Source organism: Eubacterium sp. BIOML-A2, assembly GCF_009680135.1.
Lineage (GTDB): Bacteria > Bacillota > Clostridia > Lachnospirales > Lachnospiraceae > Faecalicatena > Faecalicatena contortus_B.
In genome coordinates this window covers 12,899-29,769 of the sequence record NZ_WKZK01000009.1, presented here as the reverse complement: position 1 = coordinate 29,769, position 16,871 = coordinate 12,899, and the positions used below count along the sequence as shown (strand labels likewise).

The window sequence follows — 16,871 nt, the reverse complement described above, 5'->3', positions numbered from 1 at the left end:
TCCCTGTTTCGGAAGCATTTGAAAACTACCTCCGAGTGGCTGAAAACAGTCCGGTGATTCCGTTATCATCATGAATAAAGTGGTTCTGGTATCAGTATACCAGCACAAATAGGGTGGAACCGCGAGAACTTTATAGACTCGTCCCTTTCTGCAGTTTTCTGTGGAAAGGGATTTTTTATATTCTATAATAAAAAATTTTAAATAATGTATTAGGAGGAAAAGAAAATGAAGATTTCTTTAAAAGACGGTTCAGAGAGAGAATACGCGGGCAGCAAGTCCGTGATCGAAATAGCCTCTGATATCAGTGAAGGGCTTGCACGCATAGCAACAGCCGGAGAAATAAACGGAGAAACAGCAGACCTGCGGACTGTGGTTGACAGTGACTGTGATCTGAATATTCTCACGTTTCAGGATGAGAAGGGAAAAAGTGCATTTTGGCACACCGCTTCACATATTATGGCACAGGCCGTTAAAAGATTATATCCGGATACAAAGCTGGCAATCGGACCTTCCGTGGCAGACGGTTTTTATTATGATATTGACCGTGAAACACCGCTCACAGCGGATGATCTTGATAAAATCGAAGCGGAAATGAAAAAAATTGTGAAAGAAGCGCTGCCTATCGAACAATTTACAAAACCGAGGGCAGAAGCAATCGCATATTTTAGAGAAAAGGGAGAACCATATAAAGTAGAATTAATTGAAGATCTTCCGGATGATGCTGTGATCAGTTTTTATTCCCAGGGCGAGTTTACAGACTTGTGTGCAGGACCGCATCTGATGACGACAAAACCGGTAAAAGCTTTTAAGCTGACAAGTCTGGCCGGAGCTTACTGGCGGGGCAGCGAAAAGAATAAGATGCTGCAGCGGATCTACGGAACCGCATTTCCGAAGAAGGCAGAGCTGGATGAGTATCTTACCATGCTGGAGGAAGCGAAGAAGCGTGACCACAGAAAGCTTGGAAAAGAGCTGGGCCTATTTATGATGAGGGATGAAGGCCCTGGTTTTCCGTTTTTCCTTCCAAAAGGAATGGTTCTGAAGAATACACTTTTGGATTACTGGCGCGAGATACATCAAAGGAACGGCTATGTGGAGATATCCACCCCGATCATGCTCAGCCGTCATCTTTGGGAGACTTCCGGCCATTGGGACCATTACAAGGATAATATGTACGCAACGGTGATCGATGAAGAAGATTTTGCGATCAAACCGATGAACTGCCCGGGTGGAATATTGGTCTATCAGTCGGAGCCGCGGTCTTATCGTGATCTGCCCCTGAGGATGGGAGAGCTGGGTCTGGTTCACAGGCACGAAAAGTCCGGGCAGCTCCACGGTCTGATGAGAGTACGCTGTTTTACCCAGGACGATGCTCATATCTTTATGATGCCGGAACAGATACGTGATGAGATTAAAGATGTTGCCAGGCTAATCGACGAAGTATACAGTCTGTTTGGGTTTAAGTACCATGTGGAACTTTCCACACGCCCGGAAGACAGCATGGGCAGCGATGAAGACTGGGATATGGCAACGGATGCGCTCAGGGGCGCACTGGATGATCTTGGCCTTTCCTATGTGGTGAACGAGGGTGATGGTGCGTTTTATGGACCAAAGATCGACTTCCACCTGGAGGACTCCATAGGAAGGACATGGCAGTGTGGAACCATTCAACTTGATTTCCAGCTGCCGCTGCGCTTTAACCTGGAGTATACCGGCGCTGACGGCGAGAAGCACAGGCCTATTATGATCCACCGCGTTGCATTTGGCTCCATAGAACGGTTCATTGGGATTCTGATCGAACATTTTGCGGGCGCATTTCCGACATGGCTGGCTCCGGTTCAGGTTCGGGTACTTCCGATATCCGACAAATATATGGATTATGGCAGAAAAGTACTTGAGGTTCTTAATAAATCCGGGATCCGGGCTGAAATTGATACCCGGGCCGAAAAAATTGGTTATAAAATCCGGGAAGCCCAGATGCAGAAGATTCCTTATATGCTTGTGGCAGGCGCAAAGGAAGAAGAGAACGGGCTTGTATCTGTGAGAAGCAGATTTGCCGGCGACGAGGGTCAGAAGAGCCTGGATGAATTTGTTGCTTCTATTTCCAGTGAAATTGCCGAAAAGACAGTTCGCGAGGCAGTAAAACAGGAATAATCTAAAGGGAGGCAGGGCATAATGATACTGATTTTATTATAAAAAGGAGGTATGATCATGCCAGAATTAAAATGTACCGTGCAGACATGTGTGCACAATAAGCAGTTTTTATGTGATCTTGACAAAATCGAGGTAGGCGGAAGCAACGCAAAGACACCCAGAGAAACATGCTGTGACAGTTTTCAGGAGAGAAAGAATGACAGCTCTACTAACAGTTATTCCAACAGTTATTCAAACAGCTACAGCGATGTAAACGGAAAGGCTTCAGATCGCAGCAATATCGATTGCAAGGCAGTAGAATGTATGTATAACTGTAACTGTGAATGCCACGCAGGAAAGATCAGTGTAGAAGGCAGCAATGCCTGTCATTGCGAGGGTACAGAATGTGCCACATTCAAATGTAAAGGTTGAGAAAATTAAACTCCGCACTTGGAAAAAGTGAAGCAGGAAGAGCAGGTATCCGGGTTAGAAACCGGTATACCTGCTCTTCTTGGTTGACTTGAGTACCTGCTAGGCGTTATAATCATAATATCTGCATAAAAATTGGAAGGACTCTGATGTGAATGAGTAAAGAAAAACAGAATCAGGTGTATAAAAAAACAGAAGAAAGCAGCGGATATTACGCAAAACGGCCTTCTTTCGGACAAAACGGACCATCAAAACTGAGGCAGAAGTTCAGCCGGGGGATGACTATTTTTGTAGTGATCGCTGCCTGTATCCTCTTTTATTTTGCGCTGTTAAGGCTGCCCGCGATTTCAGAAGTCCTAAAAGAAATATTCAGGGTCTTAAAACCAATTGTTTATGGACTTGCAATTGCATATCTTCTGAATCCGATCGTTAAGTTTGTTGAGAGGCATTTAAAACCTTTTCTGGAAAAGAAATTACATGATCAGAGACGGATTCATGCGCTTTCAAGAGGCGCAGGAATCTTTGCGGCGGTTCTGGTGCTGCTGTTTATTATTGTCGCATTATTTAATATGATGATACCGGAATTATACGGAAGTATCAGGGATATGATTCTCACGGTACCAAGCCAGCTGAACCAGCTGGTGGACAAGGTTATGGAGATGAATTCACAGGATTCCACACTCGGCCAGCTTTTGAGCAATGTCTTAAAGGAAGCCACAGACTTTATACAGAACTGGATGCGCACCGACCTCCTGAATCAGATTAATGTCGTTATGTCGAATCTGACCGTAGGAGTCATCAATATTGTCAGCGAACTTCTGAATCTGGTCATCGGAATCATCATATCCATCTATGTACTGTTCAGCAAAGAAAAGTTCGCAAGACAAACCAAAAAACTGGTCTATGCAGTTTTAAAACCCTCTCACGCAAACATGCTTCTGCATCTGACCATTAAGAGCAACGAGATATTCGGGGGATTTATTATTGGTAAGATTATTGACTCGGCAATCATAGGAGTCCTTTGTTTTGTAGGGCTTTCCATGCTGAAGATGCCATATACGCTTCTTGTCAGTGTGATTGTTGGCGTTACGAATGTGATCCCGTTTTTTGGGCCTTATATCGGCGCAATACCGAGCGCAGTACTGATTATGCTCTCAGATCCAAAGATGGGGATTTATTTTATTATATTTGTACTGGTTTTGCAGCAGCTGGACGGAAATGTAATCGGGCCGAAAATACTGGGCGATTCCACAGGGCTATCCGCGTTCTGGGTCGTATTCGCAATCCTACTGGGCGGAGGCCTGTTTGGTGTCATCGGCATGATTTTGGGCGTGCCTACTTTTGCGGTTATCTACTATATAATAAATATGCTGATCAACCATATGCTTGAGAAAAAGAAACTGCCCACTGATACCGCGGCGTACGGAGAAATGAGCTATGTAGAAGCCGACGGGACTTATGTACATTCAGACGATAATGAAACAAATAAAGAAAAAGGGGAATAAAATATGCCAATACGAGTACAAAATGATTTACCGGTAAAAGAGATTTTAGAGCAGGAAAATATATTCGTGATGGACGAATCCCGTGCGGCGCACCAGGATATCCGCCCGATCAGTATCGGCCTTCTGAACCTGATGCCGCTCAAAGAGGATACAGAACTGCAGATCCTGCGCTCGCTTTCCAATACGCCTCTGCAGGTAGACGTGACTTTTGTGCGGGTGAGCAGCCATGTGTCCAAAAATACGTCCACCAGCCACATTTACAAGTTTTATGAGGCGTTTGAGACGATCAAAAGCCAGAAATTTGACGGTTTTATCATAACAGGCGCACCGGTGGAACAGATGCCTTTTGAGGATGTGGACTATTGGGAAGAATTGAAGGAGATCATGGACTGGACCATGACCAACGTTACGTCTACGCTCCATCTTTGCTGGGGAGCCCAGGCGGGACTCTATCACCACTACGGGATCAATAAAGTGCAGCTTCCTGAAAAGATGTTCGGCATATTCCCGCATCATGTCAGGAACCGTAAGATTCCTCTCCTCAGGGGGTTCGATGATGTGTTCTTTGCACCACATTCCAGACATACGACGGTTCCAAGAGAGCTGCTTGAGAAAGACGACCGGATTACGATTCTGGCAGAATCGGAGGAGGCCGGTGTATTTCTCTGCATGGCAAAGGAAGGACGCCAGATTTTTGTAATGGGGCATCCGGAATACGACAGAGTGACGCTGGATGCGGAGTATAAGAGAGACAGAGCGAAGGGGCTGGATATAAAAGTGCCTGTGAACTATTATCCAAACAACGATCCGGACAATAAGCCCGAACTGCTTTGGCGGTCCCATGCAAACAATCTTTATACGAACTGGCTCAATTATTATGTCTATCAGCTGACCCCTTACGACCTGTATGGGACGCCTTTTGAAGCTGGTGAAAAAGATTGGAATAATATGGAATAATTATCAGGCTTGTACATATACTTTAATATAGTACTATTAAAATACAAGATTTGACGATAGGAGAGAAGTATAATGGCAAGACAGAGAAAATCACTGGAAACACAAATTCATAATTTGGACGAGCAGATTAACAAACTGCAGGAAAAGCTGGATTCATTAGTACAGCAGAAGAAAGAACTATTGAATAAGAAGAGGGACGAGGAACTGAAGGAACTTTACGATTTTATGACAACAAATAATATGTCCATTCAGGATATATATAATCTGGTGGGGCAGGAAGAACATACAGAGCAGCAGACTGCTTAACCAAAGGAAAAAGCAGGGGTTCGGTTATAAAAGCCGGACCCCTTTCTTTGTTGCATCTGGGCGTAATATTTCCTCTGATCTGTTCACCGGTCTGATTCCGAAAGCTGACTGATTTCCTTCATAATGCGCTGATAGATTACATCCTCTTCCAGGTCGGCGGCTTCGTTGTTATTCAAATAATCACTCAGAAAATCAGGCGTCTCTTCAAAGAATCTTATCTGTTCCTCATCAGACAGATCTGCGATAAACTTATAAAAAAACTCGAAATCATCCATATACACAAAGTTCCAGAATTTCTTTTTTTGTTCATAATTCATATCAGGCAACAAAACGAATCCCTCCTTTGTGCTTATTATAGTCGCTTTATAGACTATAGTCAATTAAAGAACTGCATACTATCCTATAAAAAAGGAGAGATTGATATGATTGACTACAGTCCTTTCTGGATGACTCTTCAAAATTCGGACGAATCCACCTATACATTAATAAAAGATTACAAAGTATCCGGTTCTACAATAGACAGATTGAGAAAAAATGCACCGATCAGCACAGTCACACTAAATGATTTGTGCACGATTCTGGAATGTAACGTGCAGGATGTTGTACAGTACATAATGACGCCGGAGGATAAGCAGCGTTTTAAGAAATGATCGGAAACACCTGACTAAATTTCAAATATTTCAAATCCCGTTGCCGCAGGCGGCGCGAATGCAAATGTATTCGCGCCAGCTGCGGCAAGTGCATTCACATATGCTGAAATACATGTTATAATACCTATATTGCAAAAGAGGAGGCACAAAGAATGGATCGTTTTCATTTTTCAGAAAAAGTCAATCATATTCAGCCCGGAATCTTTTCTGCGCTGAATCAGAAAAAGAATGAACTGCTTGCCCATGGGCGCAGGATATATAATTTATCGATCGGGACTCCTGATTTTAAACCGGCCCCGCATATCATGCAGGCGATGCAGGACGCCTGCAAAGATCCGGAGAATTACAAATACTCCCTTACGGATCTGCCGGAGCTGATAGAGGCGGTACAGTACAGGTATGAAAAAAGATTCGGGGTGCAACTTGAACCAGATGAGGTGATGTCGGTCTACGGGTCGCAGGAGGGGATGGCCCATATTGGCCTGGTCCTTTGTGATCAGGGGGAATCAATCCTGGTGCCTAATCCGGGGTATCCTCTGTTTGAGATGAGCGGTATCATGGCCGGTGCAACTGTTGAAACTTATAAGATAGAAGAGCGGAACGGTTATCTGCCTGATTTGGAGAGAATTCCGGAGGACGTGCTGGAAAGGACGAAATATATGGTCGTTTCCTACCCGCTCAATCCGGTTTGTGCGTGTGCGCCGGATGAATTTTATGAAAAGCTGATTGTGTTTGCCAGAAAACATCAAATCATTATTCTGCACGATAATGCTTATTCGGATATTATTTATACCCAAAAACAGGGACGATCCTTCCTTTCCTTTGAGGGAGCTAAGGAGGTTGGCATAGAGTTTTACTCTCTTTCAAAGTCCTATAATCTCACAGGCGCCAGAATTTCGTTTGTGGTGGGAAACAGGGAGATTGTAGAGAAGTTTAAGACGCTGCGCTCACAGATTGATTATGGGATATTCCTGCCTGTGCAGTATGCGGCCATCGCCGCACTGACCGGACCGGATGATTTTATCGAAGAGCAGCGTTTGGAGTATGAGAGAAGGAACAAAACGCTGTGCGCCGGATTGAGACGGATCGGCTGGGATGTACCAGACAGTGCGGGAACGATGTTTGTCTGGGCCAGGATACCGGAAAAATATGAGTCTTCATTAGCATTCTGTATGGAGCTGATGGAACGTACAGGACTGATTGTGACGCCGGGCAGTGCTTTTGGCAGCGAAGGGGAAGGATATATCAGAATGGCCCTTGTTGCAGGAACCCGTGAGATCGGGGAAATCCTGCAGGCTGTAGAAGCAGCGGACTTATTTTAAGAAGGATATGAGCGTGATTGAAACGGCTTGCGGCAAGCAATTTTCAATCACGCTTTTGACTTTATAATCTTCTCCTTAAGACGCATTTTATGTTGACTTCTAATTGGTATTATAATATAATACCAATTAGAAGGAGTACTATTTCTGACAGAAAAGAAAGGACAATGTTATGCGGATATTTCAGAAAGGGTTTAACTATTCTCAGGATGGATACGGAAACAGGCTGGTCTATCATTTACAAGGGTGTAATATGAATTGCCCCTGGTGTTCCAATCCCGAAGGAATGAAGCGGGAAGGCGTACTAATAACAGAGGAAGAATGGCTCCTGGATGAAGTCTGCCCGCATCATGCGGTTCAAAACAAGAGGCTCGACAGGACGATATGCCGGGAATGCAGGGAAAAGGAATGTGTAACAAAGCATCGGACGAAGGGGATACGCCTTTCCTATGAAGAGATGGAGGTAGATGCTGTTGTAGAAGAGGTTACAGCGAACCGCCCTATGTTCTATGACGGAGGCGGGGTTACATTTACCGGGGGAGAGGCAACGCTGCAGTTTGATGAGCTGCTCGAGACCCTGGAACGCCTGCATGCAGCGGGGATACACACAGCATTGGAAACGAATGGCGCCAGTCCTCGCCTGAAGTTATGTCTTCCCTATATCGACCAGCTGATCATGGACTGCAAGCTGTGTGATGATGAAAAACACAGAATGGCAACCGGTATTTCCAATAAGCAGACCATGGAGAATATAAGGCACGCTGCCAGAGTCCATCCCTGCCTGCATGTACGGGTTCCGCTGATCGGTGAAGTGAACGACAGCGAAGCGGATATCAAAGATTTTCTCGAATTCTTTCAAACCATCGGGGGAGATAATGTAACGTTTGAGATCTTGGCCTATCATGCGTTTGGAAAAAAGAAATGGGAACAGTGCGGGTGGGAATACCAGATGCCGGAAACGGCACATGTAAAAGAGGAGACAACCCAGCATTTCATGGAGAAAATCATGGAACTTGGCCTGAATTATATGCGTACATAAATTGATTTGCATATAAAAGTGTGTTTGAAAAGAGAGAAAGGAGCATCGGTTATGATGGCAGAAAAAGCATTAACGGCAGAAAAAATTACGGAACTTGCGAAAAAAAGATTTCAGGAGGAACGAAGCATAGACCATCTGGAAGGGTGGTTTCTGGCAAAAGAAATCATGAGAAGATGTGACAGTGAATTTAGGGAAGATCCGGATTCCATCCGCATTGCCAAAATTCTTGTGGAGATTGCCAGGAAACTTCCGCTATGGATCAGCGACTATCATCTGTTTGCCGGAACCCAGGATGATTCCTTTGCGCGTTCCTACGCACTGATCAATCCGGCGTTCACGGTGGACTCTTTCAGCGGATACTGTGATCCGGTAGCTGTATTCGGAGATATCGACCCCATTGGTGATATCACCAGAGAAAGAATTGAGGATCTGCGGGAATATAACAATCACACGCAGTTTGCAGATGCTTTGCGCCGGGCCTATGATATAGCGGGTGACAGCACGAGTGAAGCCATATTTTTTATCGAACAGGTAACAGGACATCTGATTCCGGACGTACGGCCTATGCTGAAAGAGGGGATACATGGCGTTAAGGAGCGGATCCGGGAGCAGATGGCATCCGAAACAGACGAGGAGAAGAAGGTTTATTATACCGCAATGAATACGGCACTGGATGCGGCTCTCGTTCTTGCAGGCCGCTATGCGGATCTTGCCCATGAAAAATGGGAAAGTGCAGGGGAGGAGGATAAGCCAAGGTTTGCGATGATGGAAGATGCTCTGAGAAAGGTTCCGGGACGCGGGGCTGAGAATCTGTACGAGGCGGTTCAGTCCTTTATTCTAATATGGCAGACCATGTGTCTGGAGCAGACACCGAACCCCTTTGCATTTTCCGTGGGCAATGCGGACCGGATTTTCGAACCCTACCGGGCAATGGAAGGGACTGACCGGGAGACGGCAGCCGCTTTATTCAAGCATCTGCTTGTATTTTTCAATGTTGCGGACAGAAGCTGGGCGATCTCTCAGAATCTGATGATAGGCGGCAAATCAAATGAAGGGGAGGACCTGACAAATCCATCCTCTTATGCACTTCTGGATGCCTACTACGATATGAATCTGCCGCAGCCTATCCTCTCTGTTAAGCTTCATAAAAATACGCCCCAGGAACTATATGAGAGCATGGGCAGATTTTTCTTCACGCCGGGCTGCCTGACCCCATCGCTGTTTAATGACGATGCAGTATTCTGTGTCCTGAAAAACCAGAGCGGCGTGGAAGAAAAAGACCTGCAGGATTACTCGGTAGCCGGCTGCCAGGAGCCTTTGATCATGGGGAAAGACAATGGCAATACGACGAACAGCTGGCTGAATCTTGGCAAGATATTGGAGCTTTCCCTGAACGGAGGTGTCTCCACGATCACCGGCAGGAAGCTCGGTAAGAGCGACGAGGAGCTGGGATATGGGAATAAACGCGAGATTCTTGAAAATATCCGTTCCATATTTTATAGCAATCTGGAAGAATATACAGAGAAGATGGTGGAATGTGCGAATGCGGCGTCAGAGGCGATTGGCCTGCTCCAGGTTCCATTCTTATCTTCTATGATGGGCGGAGTGGAGAGCGGGATCGATGTCAGAGACACGAAGCGCCAGGGAACAAGGTACAACGGAAGCGGCTGTCTGATTCACGGTCTGTCCGTAGTGGCGGATGCATTCACCGCCATTGACACACTGCTGGAGGAATGCCCCCAGGATGCGGACCGGCTGATCGAAGCGCTGCGCACGAATTATGAACAGGATCCGGAGATGCAGCAGTATCTTCTGACAGCGCCTAAATTCGGCAATAATATTGCAAAGGTGGATAACGAGGCCGCAGAGATCGCGAACCGTGTCAGTGACCTGATTGCATCCAAAAAGAATTATCTCGGCAACCCATTCCGGCCTGACTGGTCAACTCCGTCGACACATCTGCTTTATGGATACTGGGTAGGAGCCACGCCGGACGGCAGGAAGTCCAGAGAACAGCTGGGATACGGAGTGGATCCGCTGTATGGGGAAGCGCACCAGGGGCTTGGATTCAGGATGCTTTCTAATATGAAGCTTCCCTTCGATAAAATGAACGGCGGTTATGCTTCCCATCTGGGGATCAATCCGAATTATTTTAAAACCCAGGCGTTTGAGCAGAAAGGGAGGGAGTTCCGGGATAAGATAATATCCCCATTGTTCTATAATCCGCAGAAGGAGGGTGTATCTCCATTTTATCTGTACGTGAACGTAACAACACCCGACATGCTGCGCAAGGTACTGGCAAATCCGAAAAAATATGCCCCCAGCGGCGTATATATTATGAGAATCCATGGTACATTTGTTAACTTCCTGGATCTTTCACCGGATATTCAGGAGGATATTATTAAACGTCTGGATCTGGAGTCGACGAGGATGTAAAAAGGAGGTAACAGTTCAGACCTGTCTGAACGATTACAAAAGGAGGATCATATGCAGTATTATATAGGGATCGATCTGGGAACCTCCAGTGTAAAGTCTCTTCTTATGGAGGAAAATGGAAGGGCAGTGGAGACTGCACAGGAGGGGTATGAAATTATAAAACGGGAACAGCAGTATGCGGAGCAGGATATAGACCTGCTCTGTGATGCGGCCCTGCGTACGGTCAGGACACTGCTGGAGAAACATCCGGATGCGGGAGAGTGTATCAAAGGCGTGGGTTTTTCCGGACAAATGCACGGCCTGGTTGTAATTGGCAGAGACGGAAAACCCCTGAGAAATGCGATTATATGGGCCGATCAGCGCTCGCAGGAGGAGATTCAGAATCTATACTCCATCATACCAAAGGCGGAATATCACCAAATCTCGCTGAATTCCGTGAGCACCGGTTTTTTAATCAGCTCGCTGATGTGGGTGAAAGCGCATGAGCCGGAAGTCTATAATTCGATTGATAAGGTGATGCTGCCCAAGGACTATCTGCGTTACAGAATGTGCAAAGAACTGGGCACGGATATGTCCGATGCCTCCAGCACCGTTATTTTTGACACAAAAAACAGGCACTGGGCCTGGGATTTCATAGACCGGCTGGGATTGGAGAGAGACTTCTTCGTACCGTGCCGCGAAGCCTATGAGACGGCAGGGGAATCAACTGCTGCGTGCGAGAGACTGACGGGACTGAAGGCAGGAACAAAGATCGTATATGGCGGAGGCGACAGCCTGATGCAGGCTGTGGGAAATGGAATTATATCACCGGGAACTTTATCGGCCAATATCGGGACGGCCAGCCAGCTGGCTTGTGCGGTCCGTACACCGTTGTATGACAAACTTTACAGGACAAACACATTTTGTCATGTACGAGAAGACAGATGGATGCTCATGGGTGCAAATCTGAGCGGAGGCGTGGCTTTGAAGTGGCTGATGAAAAATATTCTGGATATGCAGTCCTTCGATGAGATGACAGCCCTGGCTGAGACAGTTCCCGCCGGGAGCAGAGGCATTCTCTTTCTCCCCTATCTGAGCGGAGAGCGAACACCCTATAATGATCCGGATGCAAAAGGCATCTATCATGGCCTGACACTGAGCCATACTAAGGCAGAACTGATACGCAGCACAATGGAGGGGATTATCTTCGGACTGAAAAATTCTTTGGAAATCTTTCAGGATATGGGCGTTGAGTTTCAGCGTATCCTTGCATCCGGGGGCGGGGCAAGAGGCCGCCTCTTCCGGCAGATCCAGGCGGATATGTTCGGAAAAGAAATCTATACAAGCCTGATTCAGGAACAGGCTTGTATGGGGGCTGCCATCACGGCAGCAGTGGGCACGGGCGGCTATGCGTCATTTGAGGAGGCATGCGGCCGGATCGTCCGGCTCAGCAGCGATGTTGTGGTTCCGGATCCGGAAAATCAGAAAGTCTATGAGGAAAGATATCAGATCTATAAAGAGCTGTATCCCAGAAATAAAGAGCTGTTTTAACAATTTTCAGAATCAGGGGCAGAAAACAGGAATTTCCGGTATTGCATCGAAAATGCAGAAGGGCTATAATTGTTTGCATGAGTGAAGAAAATTTATACATCAACGTAAAAAACAGAATATGTGACATGATCTTTAACGGAACCTACCAGGAAGGGGAGCGGATACCTTCCGAACGCATACTGGCGGAGACCCTGGATGTGAGCCGGGTGACTGTGCGGAAGTCGCTGGACCTTTTGGAAAGTGAGCATCTGATTGTCAGGGAAGTCGGAAGCGGGACGAGAGTCTGTTTCCATAATTATGGCACCGCCAGCAGTATGGATATGATCGTACTGATAGCCCCTGCTAAGAATCCGTTTTTTGCAGAGTTTATCGCACATTTCCAGACCTATGCGGAACAGGAGGGATCCATGCTTCTCTATGTGGAAAAGCCGCGCACGGAAACCCTGGAGAACTGTCTCTACCGCCTTTATAAGCGGGGGCTTCAGAACACGGTGATATGGCTGGAAGATCTGCCGGTGGACATGGAAAAGCTGAAACGCCTCCGTGCGCTGGGCATGAACATGGTTTTCTTTGATACAGACAAAGGTCTTCCTTTCGCGGACTGTGTAGCGCTGGATAATGACGAGGCAGTGCGTACGCTCTGCGGTGAGCTGCAAAAAGAGGGCTGCAGGGACATCCGTTATGCAGGCTGGGACCGCCGGGACATATACAGCATCGCATGCCGTGAAGCGGCATGTCTGAAAGAAACAGGTGAAGAGGTACCTTTTCTTCATCTTCCGTGGGAATGCAGGCACAATGTAAGTGAATTTGTCCTGAATTATCTAAGGAGTTACAACAAACCCCTGCCTGACGCCATTGTCTGCGGTGACCGGGAAATCGCGGCGGCCGTGTCCTATTCGGTCCGGCGGCTGAAGGCGGTGCAGACCAAGGTGGCGGGGATTGATGATTTCCCGGAGGCCGGGAGGAGGCAGGTTGTCACATACAGGCAGAACCTGGAGGAGAGCGTGAAACAGATTTTTTACTGTCTGGCTATGCAGAACCAGAAACAGATTGAGTGGAAGGCAGCGCTCTGTAAGGTGGAAGGAACGCTCACTTGTTATTGATGAATAAATCCAGAAGTGCTATACTATAACGTGTTTGAAAATTCGTACCCGCAGGGCATTGCGCAGCATATGCTCTGCGGGTGTCTCTGCGGATGGCCGCAGAATTCTATCAGAATGGGAGAAAATGAATATGGAGTACAGTGAAGTAATCAAAAATGCAAGATCATGTATGGGCCCTTACTGCAAGGCATGTAATATCTGTAATGGAGCTGCCTGCAGAAATACAATGCCGGGACCGGGCTCCAAAGGAGTCGGTGACCTCGCAGCACGAAATTACCAGAAATGGCAGGAGATCCGTATCAATATGGATACCCTCTGTGAGCAGAAGCAGGTGAAGACAGAGACCGAATTGTTCGGAAAAGAATTCTCCGCCCCGTTTTTTGCCGGCCCGGTGGGCGCTGTGAAGCTGCACTACGGCGATAAATATTCGGATCAAGAGTATAATGATATATTGGTTTCCGCCTGTGCACAGAATGGAATAGCGGCGTTTACGGGGGATGGGACAGATTATAATGTCATGATAGAAGCCACAAAAGCGATCACGAAACTTGACGGCATGGGCATTCCCACTGTTAAACCGTGGGATATGGGAACAATCAGAGAAAAGATGGAGCTTGTGAAGAAGTCAGGTGCATTTGCGGTGGCAATGGATATCGATGCGGCCGGTCTTCCTTTTTTGCAGAATCTGAATCCTCCTGCAGGAAGCAAGTCTGTGGAAGAATTGAAAGAGATCGTGAAGATTGCAGAGATCCCGTTTATCTTAAAGGGCATTATGACGCCCAGGGCTGCTCTTAAGGCAAAGGAAGCCGGAGTCCGGGGGATCGTCGTATCCAACCATGGGGGACGCGTGCTGGATCAGTGCCCGGCGACGGCGGAGGTCCTGCCGTCTATTGCCGAAGCAGTGAAGGGGGACATGACGATTTTTGTTGACGGTGGAATCCGGACAGGGATCGATGTATTTAAAGCACTTGCACTCGGGGCAGACGCCGTCCTGATTGCCCGTCCGTTCGTGACCGCGGTATACGGCGGGGAGGAAGACGGTGTCAAAGCGTATATCAACAGGATTGAAGCAGAACTAAAAGATACCATGTCTATGTGCGGGGCGTTCACTCTTTCAGATATCCGGCGTGATATGATCTGGAACTAAACATTGTTTCCAGAAGTTACCAGTTTATTTTTTAACAAAATTTCATTCGTTATGCTCCTCCTTTTTTGTGAAAGATTTTGTATTGACGATGCAGGCTGTATGGTGGTAGTATTGTTTGTACGGCACAGGATATAGTTTGCGAATTGCGCAGTGAATACTAAATATAGAATAAATGACAACAGGAAAGGAAGAAGACAGCATGATGCATGTAGTAAAAAAGGACGGAACAAAAGAAGATTTTAACGTGCATAAAGTGGTTGTTGCGGTGAACAAATCGGCCTACCGCGCACTCATCAAGTTTACGGATGAAGAACTGGATTATATCTGCCGCTTTGTGGAAGAAAAGGTACAGTCCATGGCTATAACGGACATCCCGATCGCTGAGATGCACAATGTAGTGGAGGGAGCGCTGGAGAAAGTGAATCCGGTCGTTGCGAAGAGCTACAGGGATTACCGGAATTATAAGCAGGATTTTGTACAGATGCTGGACGAGGTTTATAAAAAGAGCCAGTCCATTATGTACATTGGAGACAAAGAGAACAGCAATACAGACAGCGCCCTTGTTTCCACAAAAAGAAGCCTGATTTTCAACGAGCTGAATAAGGAGTTATATAAGAAGTTTTTCCTGACCGTTGAGGAGATACAGGCGATCAGGGAAGGATACATCTACATACATGATATGTCTGCCAGAAGAGACACCATGAACTGCTGCCTCTTTGATGTGAAGAGCGTGTTAAACGGCGGGTTTGAGATGGGAAATCTCTGGTACAATGAGCCAAAGACACTGGATACGGCTTTTGATGTGATCGGAGACATCGTGCTCAGCGCCGCAAGCCAGCAGTACGGCGGCTTCACGGTGCCGAGTGTGGACGAGATTCTGGAGCCCTACGCAGAAAAATCGCACAATAAACTGATTGAGAAATATAGAAACCTGGGACTACCGGAGGATAAGGTGCAGGAGGTTGCCTGGGCTGACCTGGAAAAAGAGATGGATCAGGGTTTCCAGGGATGGGAATATAAGTTTAATTCCGTATCCTCAAGCAGGGGAGACTATCCTTTTATTACCGTGAGTGCAGGTACACGAACCAGCGAATACGGCAAATTGGCTACAAAAAAAATGCTGGAAGTACGCCGGAAGGGGCAGGGGAAAGAGGGACATAAAAAGCCGGTATTGTTCCCGAAGATTGTATTCTTATACGATGAGAACCTGCATGGGCCGGGAAAACCGCTGGAGGACGTATTTGAAGCGGGAATTGAATGTTCCCGAAAGACGATGTATCCCGACTGGCTCAGCCTGACAGGCGAGGGATATGTTCCAAGTATCTATAAAAAATACGGGAAAATCATCAGCCCAATGGGCTGCCGTGCATTTCTGTCTCCATGGTATGAAAGAGGCGGTATGGAACCGGCAGATGAGAACGATAAACCGGTATTTGTAGGAAGGTTCAATATTGGAGCCATCAGCCTGCATCTGCCAATGATTTATGCAAAGGCACAGCAAGAGAGTAAGAACTTCCACGATGTGCTGGATTATTATATGAACCTGATCAGAAGGCTTCATCAGAGGACCTACGATTATCTGGGAGAGATGAAGGCATCCACGAATCCGCTCGCATACTGTGAAGGCGGCTTCTATGGCGGTCACCTGGGGCTGTATGATAAGATCAAGCCACTGTTAAAATCTGCCACCGCATCATTTGGCATAACTGCCCTGAATGAACTGCAGCAGATCCATAACAAGAAGTCCCTTGCAGAAGACGGCTCATTTGCGCTGGAAACGTTGAATTACATCAACGACAAGGTCAATGAATTCAAAAAAGAAGACGGGCATCTGTACGCGATTTACGGAACGCCGGCGGAGAATCTCTGTGGGGTGCAGGTACAGCAGTTCCGTAAAAAATACGGGATTATTGAAAATGTTTCCGACAGGGAATATGTAAGCAACAGCTTTCACTGCCATGTCAGCGAAGAGATCACTCCGATTGAGAAGCAGGATCTGGAGGGACGATTCTGGAATCTGAGCAACGGCGGTAAGATTCAGTATGTGAAGTATCCCATCAGCTACAATACGGAAGCCGTGAAGGCGCTGGTCAGAAGAGCGATGGAAAAAGGATACTACGAGGGCGTCAATTTGTCCTTATCTTACTGCGATGACTGCGGCCATGAAGAACTGGATATGGATGTGTGCCCGGTGTGCGGAAGTAAGAATCTGACCAAGATAGACCGGATGAACGGTTATTTGTCCTACTCCAGAGTGAAAGGCGATACAAGACTTAATGATGCCAAGATGGCAGAGATTGCGGAAAGGAAAAGTATGTAA

The 16,871-nt window shown here is 46.8% G+C and carries 14 protein-coding genes; 13 read left to right on the top strand and 1 reads right to left on the bottom strand.

The window, feature by feature from the left end; all coding sequences use genetic code 11:
- Nucleotides 1-225 precede the first annotated feature (225 nt).
- From thrS to GKG43_RS05195, 5 genes are all read left to right on the top strand, one after another.
- Complete coding sequence (thrS, locus tag GKG43_RS05215; RefSeq protein WP_050642127.1) at nt 226-2,151, top strand: threonine--tRNA ligase; 1,926 nt, start codon at nt 226-228, stop codon at nt 2,149-2,151.
- A gap of 57 nt (nt 2,152-2,208) precedes the next feature.
- Nucleotides 2,209-2,562, top strand: a complete 354-nt coding sequence (locus tag GKG43_RS05210) for a DUF1540 domain-containing protein (RefSeq protein WP_050642128.1) — start codon at nt 2,209-2,211, stop codon at nt 2,560-2,562.
- Between the two features lie 152 nt (nt 2,563-2,714).
- On the top strand, nt 2,715-4,064 hold the full coding sequence (locus GKG43_RS05205) for an AI-2E family transporter (protein WP_055154846.1): 1,350 nt from the start codon (nt 2,715-2,717) through the stop codon (nt 4,062-4,064).
- A gap of 3 nt (nt 4,065-4,067) precedes the next feature.
- Nucleotides 4,068-5,021, top strand: a complete 954-nt coding sequence (metA, locus tag GKG43_RS05200) for a homoserine O-succinyltransferase (protein ID WP_050642130.1) — start codon at nt 4,068-4,070, stop codon at nt 5,019-5,021.
- Between the two features lie 72 nt (nt 5,022-5,093).
- The gene (locus tag GKG43_RS05195) at nt 5,094-5,327 is read left to right on the top strand and encodes a hypothetical protein (protein WP_050642131.1); all 234 of its coding nucleotides are present in this window, start codon (nt 5,094-5,096) and stop codon (nt 5,325-5,327) included.
- Between the two features lie 83 nt (nt 5,328-5,410).
- Here the strand turns inward: GKG43_RS05195 and GKG43_RS05190 are convergent, their stop codons facing one another.
- Nucleotides 5,411-5,656, bottom strand: a complete 246-nt coding sequence (locus GKG43_RS05190) for a hypothetical protein (RefSeq protein ID WP_050642132.1) — start codon at nt 5,654-5,656, stop codon at nt 5,411-5,413.
- A gap of 93 nt (nt 5,657-5,749) precedes the next feature.
- Between GKG43_RS05190 and GKG43_RS05185 the strand changes: the two genes are divergently transcribed.
- From GKG43_RS05185 to nrdD, 8 genes are all read left to right on the top strand, one after another.
- On the top strand, nt 5,750-5,977 hold the full coding sequence (locus tag GKG43_RS05185; protein ID WP_050642133.1) for a helix-turn-helix transcriptional regulator: 228 nt from the start codon (nt 5,750-5,752) through the stop codon (nt 5,975-5,977).
- A gap of 152 nt (nt 5,978-6,129) precedes the next feature.
- A complete protein-coding gene (locus tag GKG43_RS05180) occupies nt 6,130-7,299 on the top strand; it encodes an aminotransferase class I/II-fold pyridoxal phosphate-dependent enzyme (protein WP_055154845.1) in 1,170 nt (389 codons plus the stop codon).
- Between the two features lie 169 nt (nt 7,300-7,468).
- Nucleotides 7,469-8,335: a glycyl-radical enzyme activating protein gene (locus GKG43_RS05175; RefSeq protein ID WP_055154844.1), complete on the top strand. Its 867-nt coding sequence runs from the start codon at nt 7,469-7,471 to the stop codon at nt 8,333-8,335.
- A gap of 51 nt (nt 8,336-8,386) precedes the next feature.
- On the top strand, nt 8,387-10,771 hold the full coding sequence (locus tag GKG43_RS05170) for a pyruvate formate lyase family protein (protein ID WP_055154843.1): 2,385 nt from the start codon (nt 8,387-8,389) through the stop codon (nt 10,769-10,771).
- A gap of 51 nt (nt 10,772-10,822) precedes the next feature.
- Nucleotides 10,823-12,301, top strand: a complete 1,479-nt coding sequence (gene xylB, locus GKG43_RS05165; RefSeq protein ID WP_129878840.1) for a xylulokinase — start codon at nt 10,823-10,825, stop codon at nt 12,299-12,301.
- A 77-nt stretch (nt 12,302-12,378) separates the two neighbouring features.
- Nucleotides 12,379-13,404, top strand: coding sequence for a GntR family transcriptional regulator (locus GKG43_RS05160; RefSeq protein WP_055154841.1), 1,026 nt, complete (start codon nt 12,379-12,381; stop codon nt 13,402-13,404).
- Nucleotides 13,405-13,534: 130 nt separating this feature from the next.
- Nucleotides 13,535-14,551 carry an alpha-hydroxy-acid oxidizing protein gene (locus GKG43_RS05155; RefSeq protein WP_050642139.1) on the top strand — a complete coding sequence of 339 codons (1,017 nt, stop codon included), beginning with the start codon at nt 13,535-13,537 and terminating at the stop codon, nt 14,549-14,551.
- A 199-nt stretch (nt 14,552-14,750) separates the two neighbouring features.
- Nucleotides 14,751-16,871 carry an anaerobic ribonucleoside-triphosphate reductase gene (gene nrdD / locus GKG43_RS05150; protein WP_129878839.1) on the top strand — a complete coding sequence of 707 codons (2,121 nt, stop codon included), beginning with the start codon at nt 14,751-14,753 and terminating at the stop codon, nt 16,869-16,871.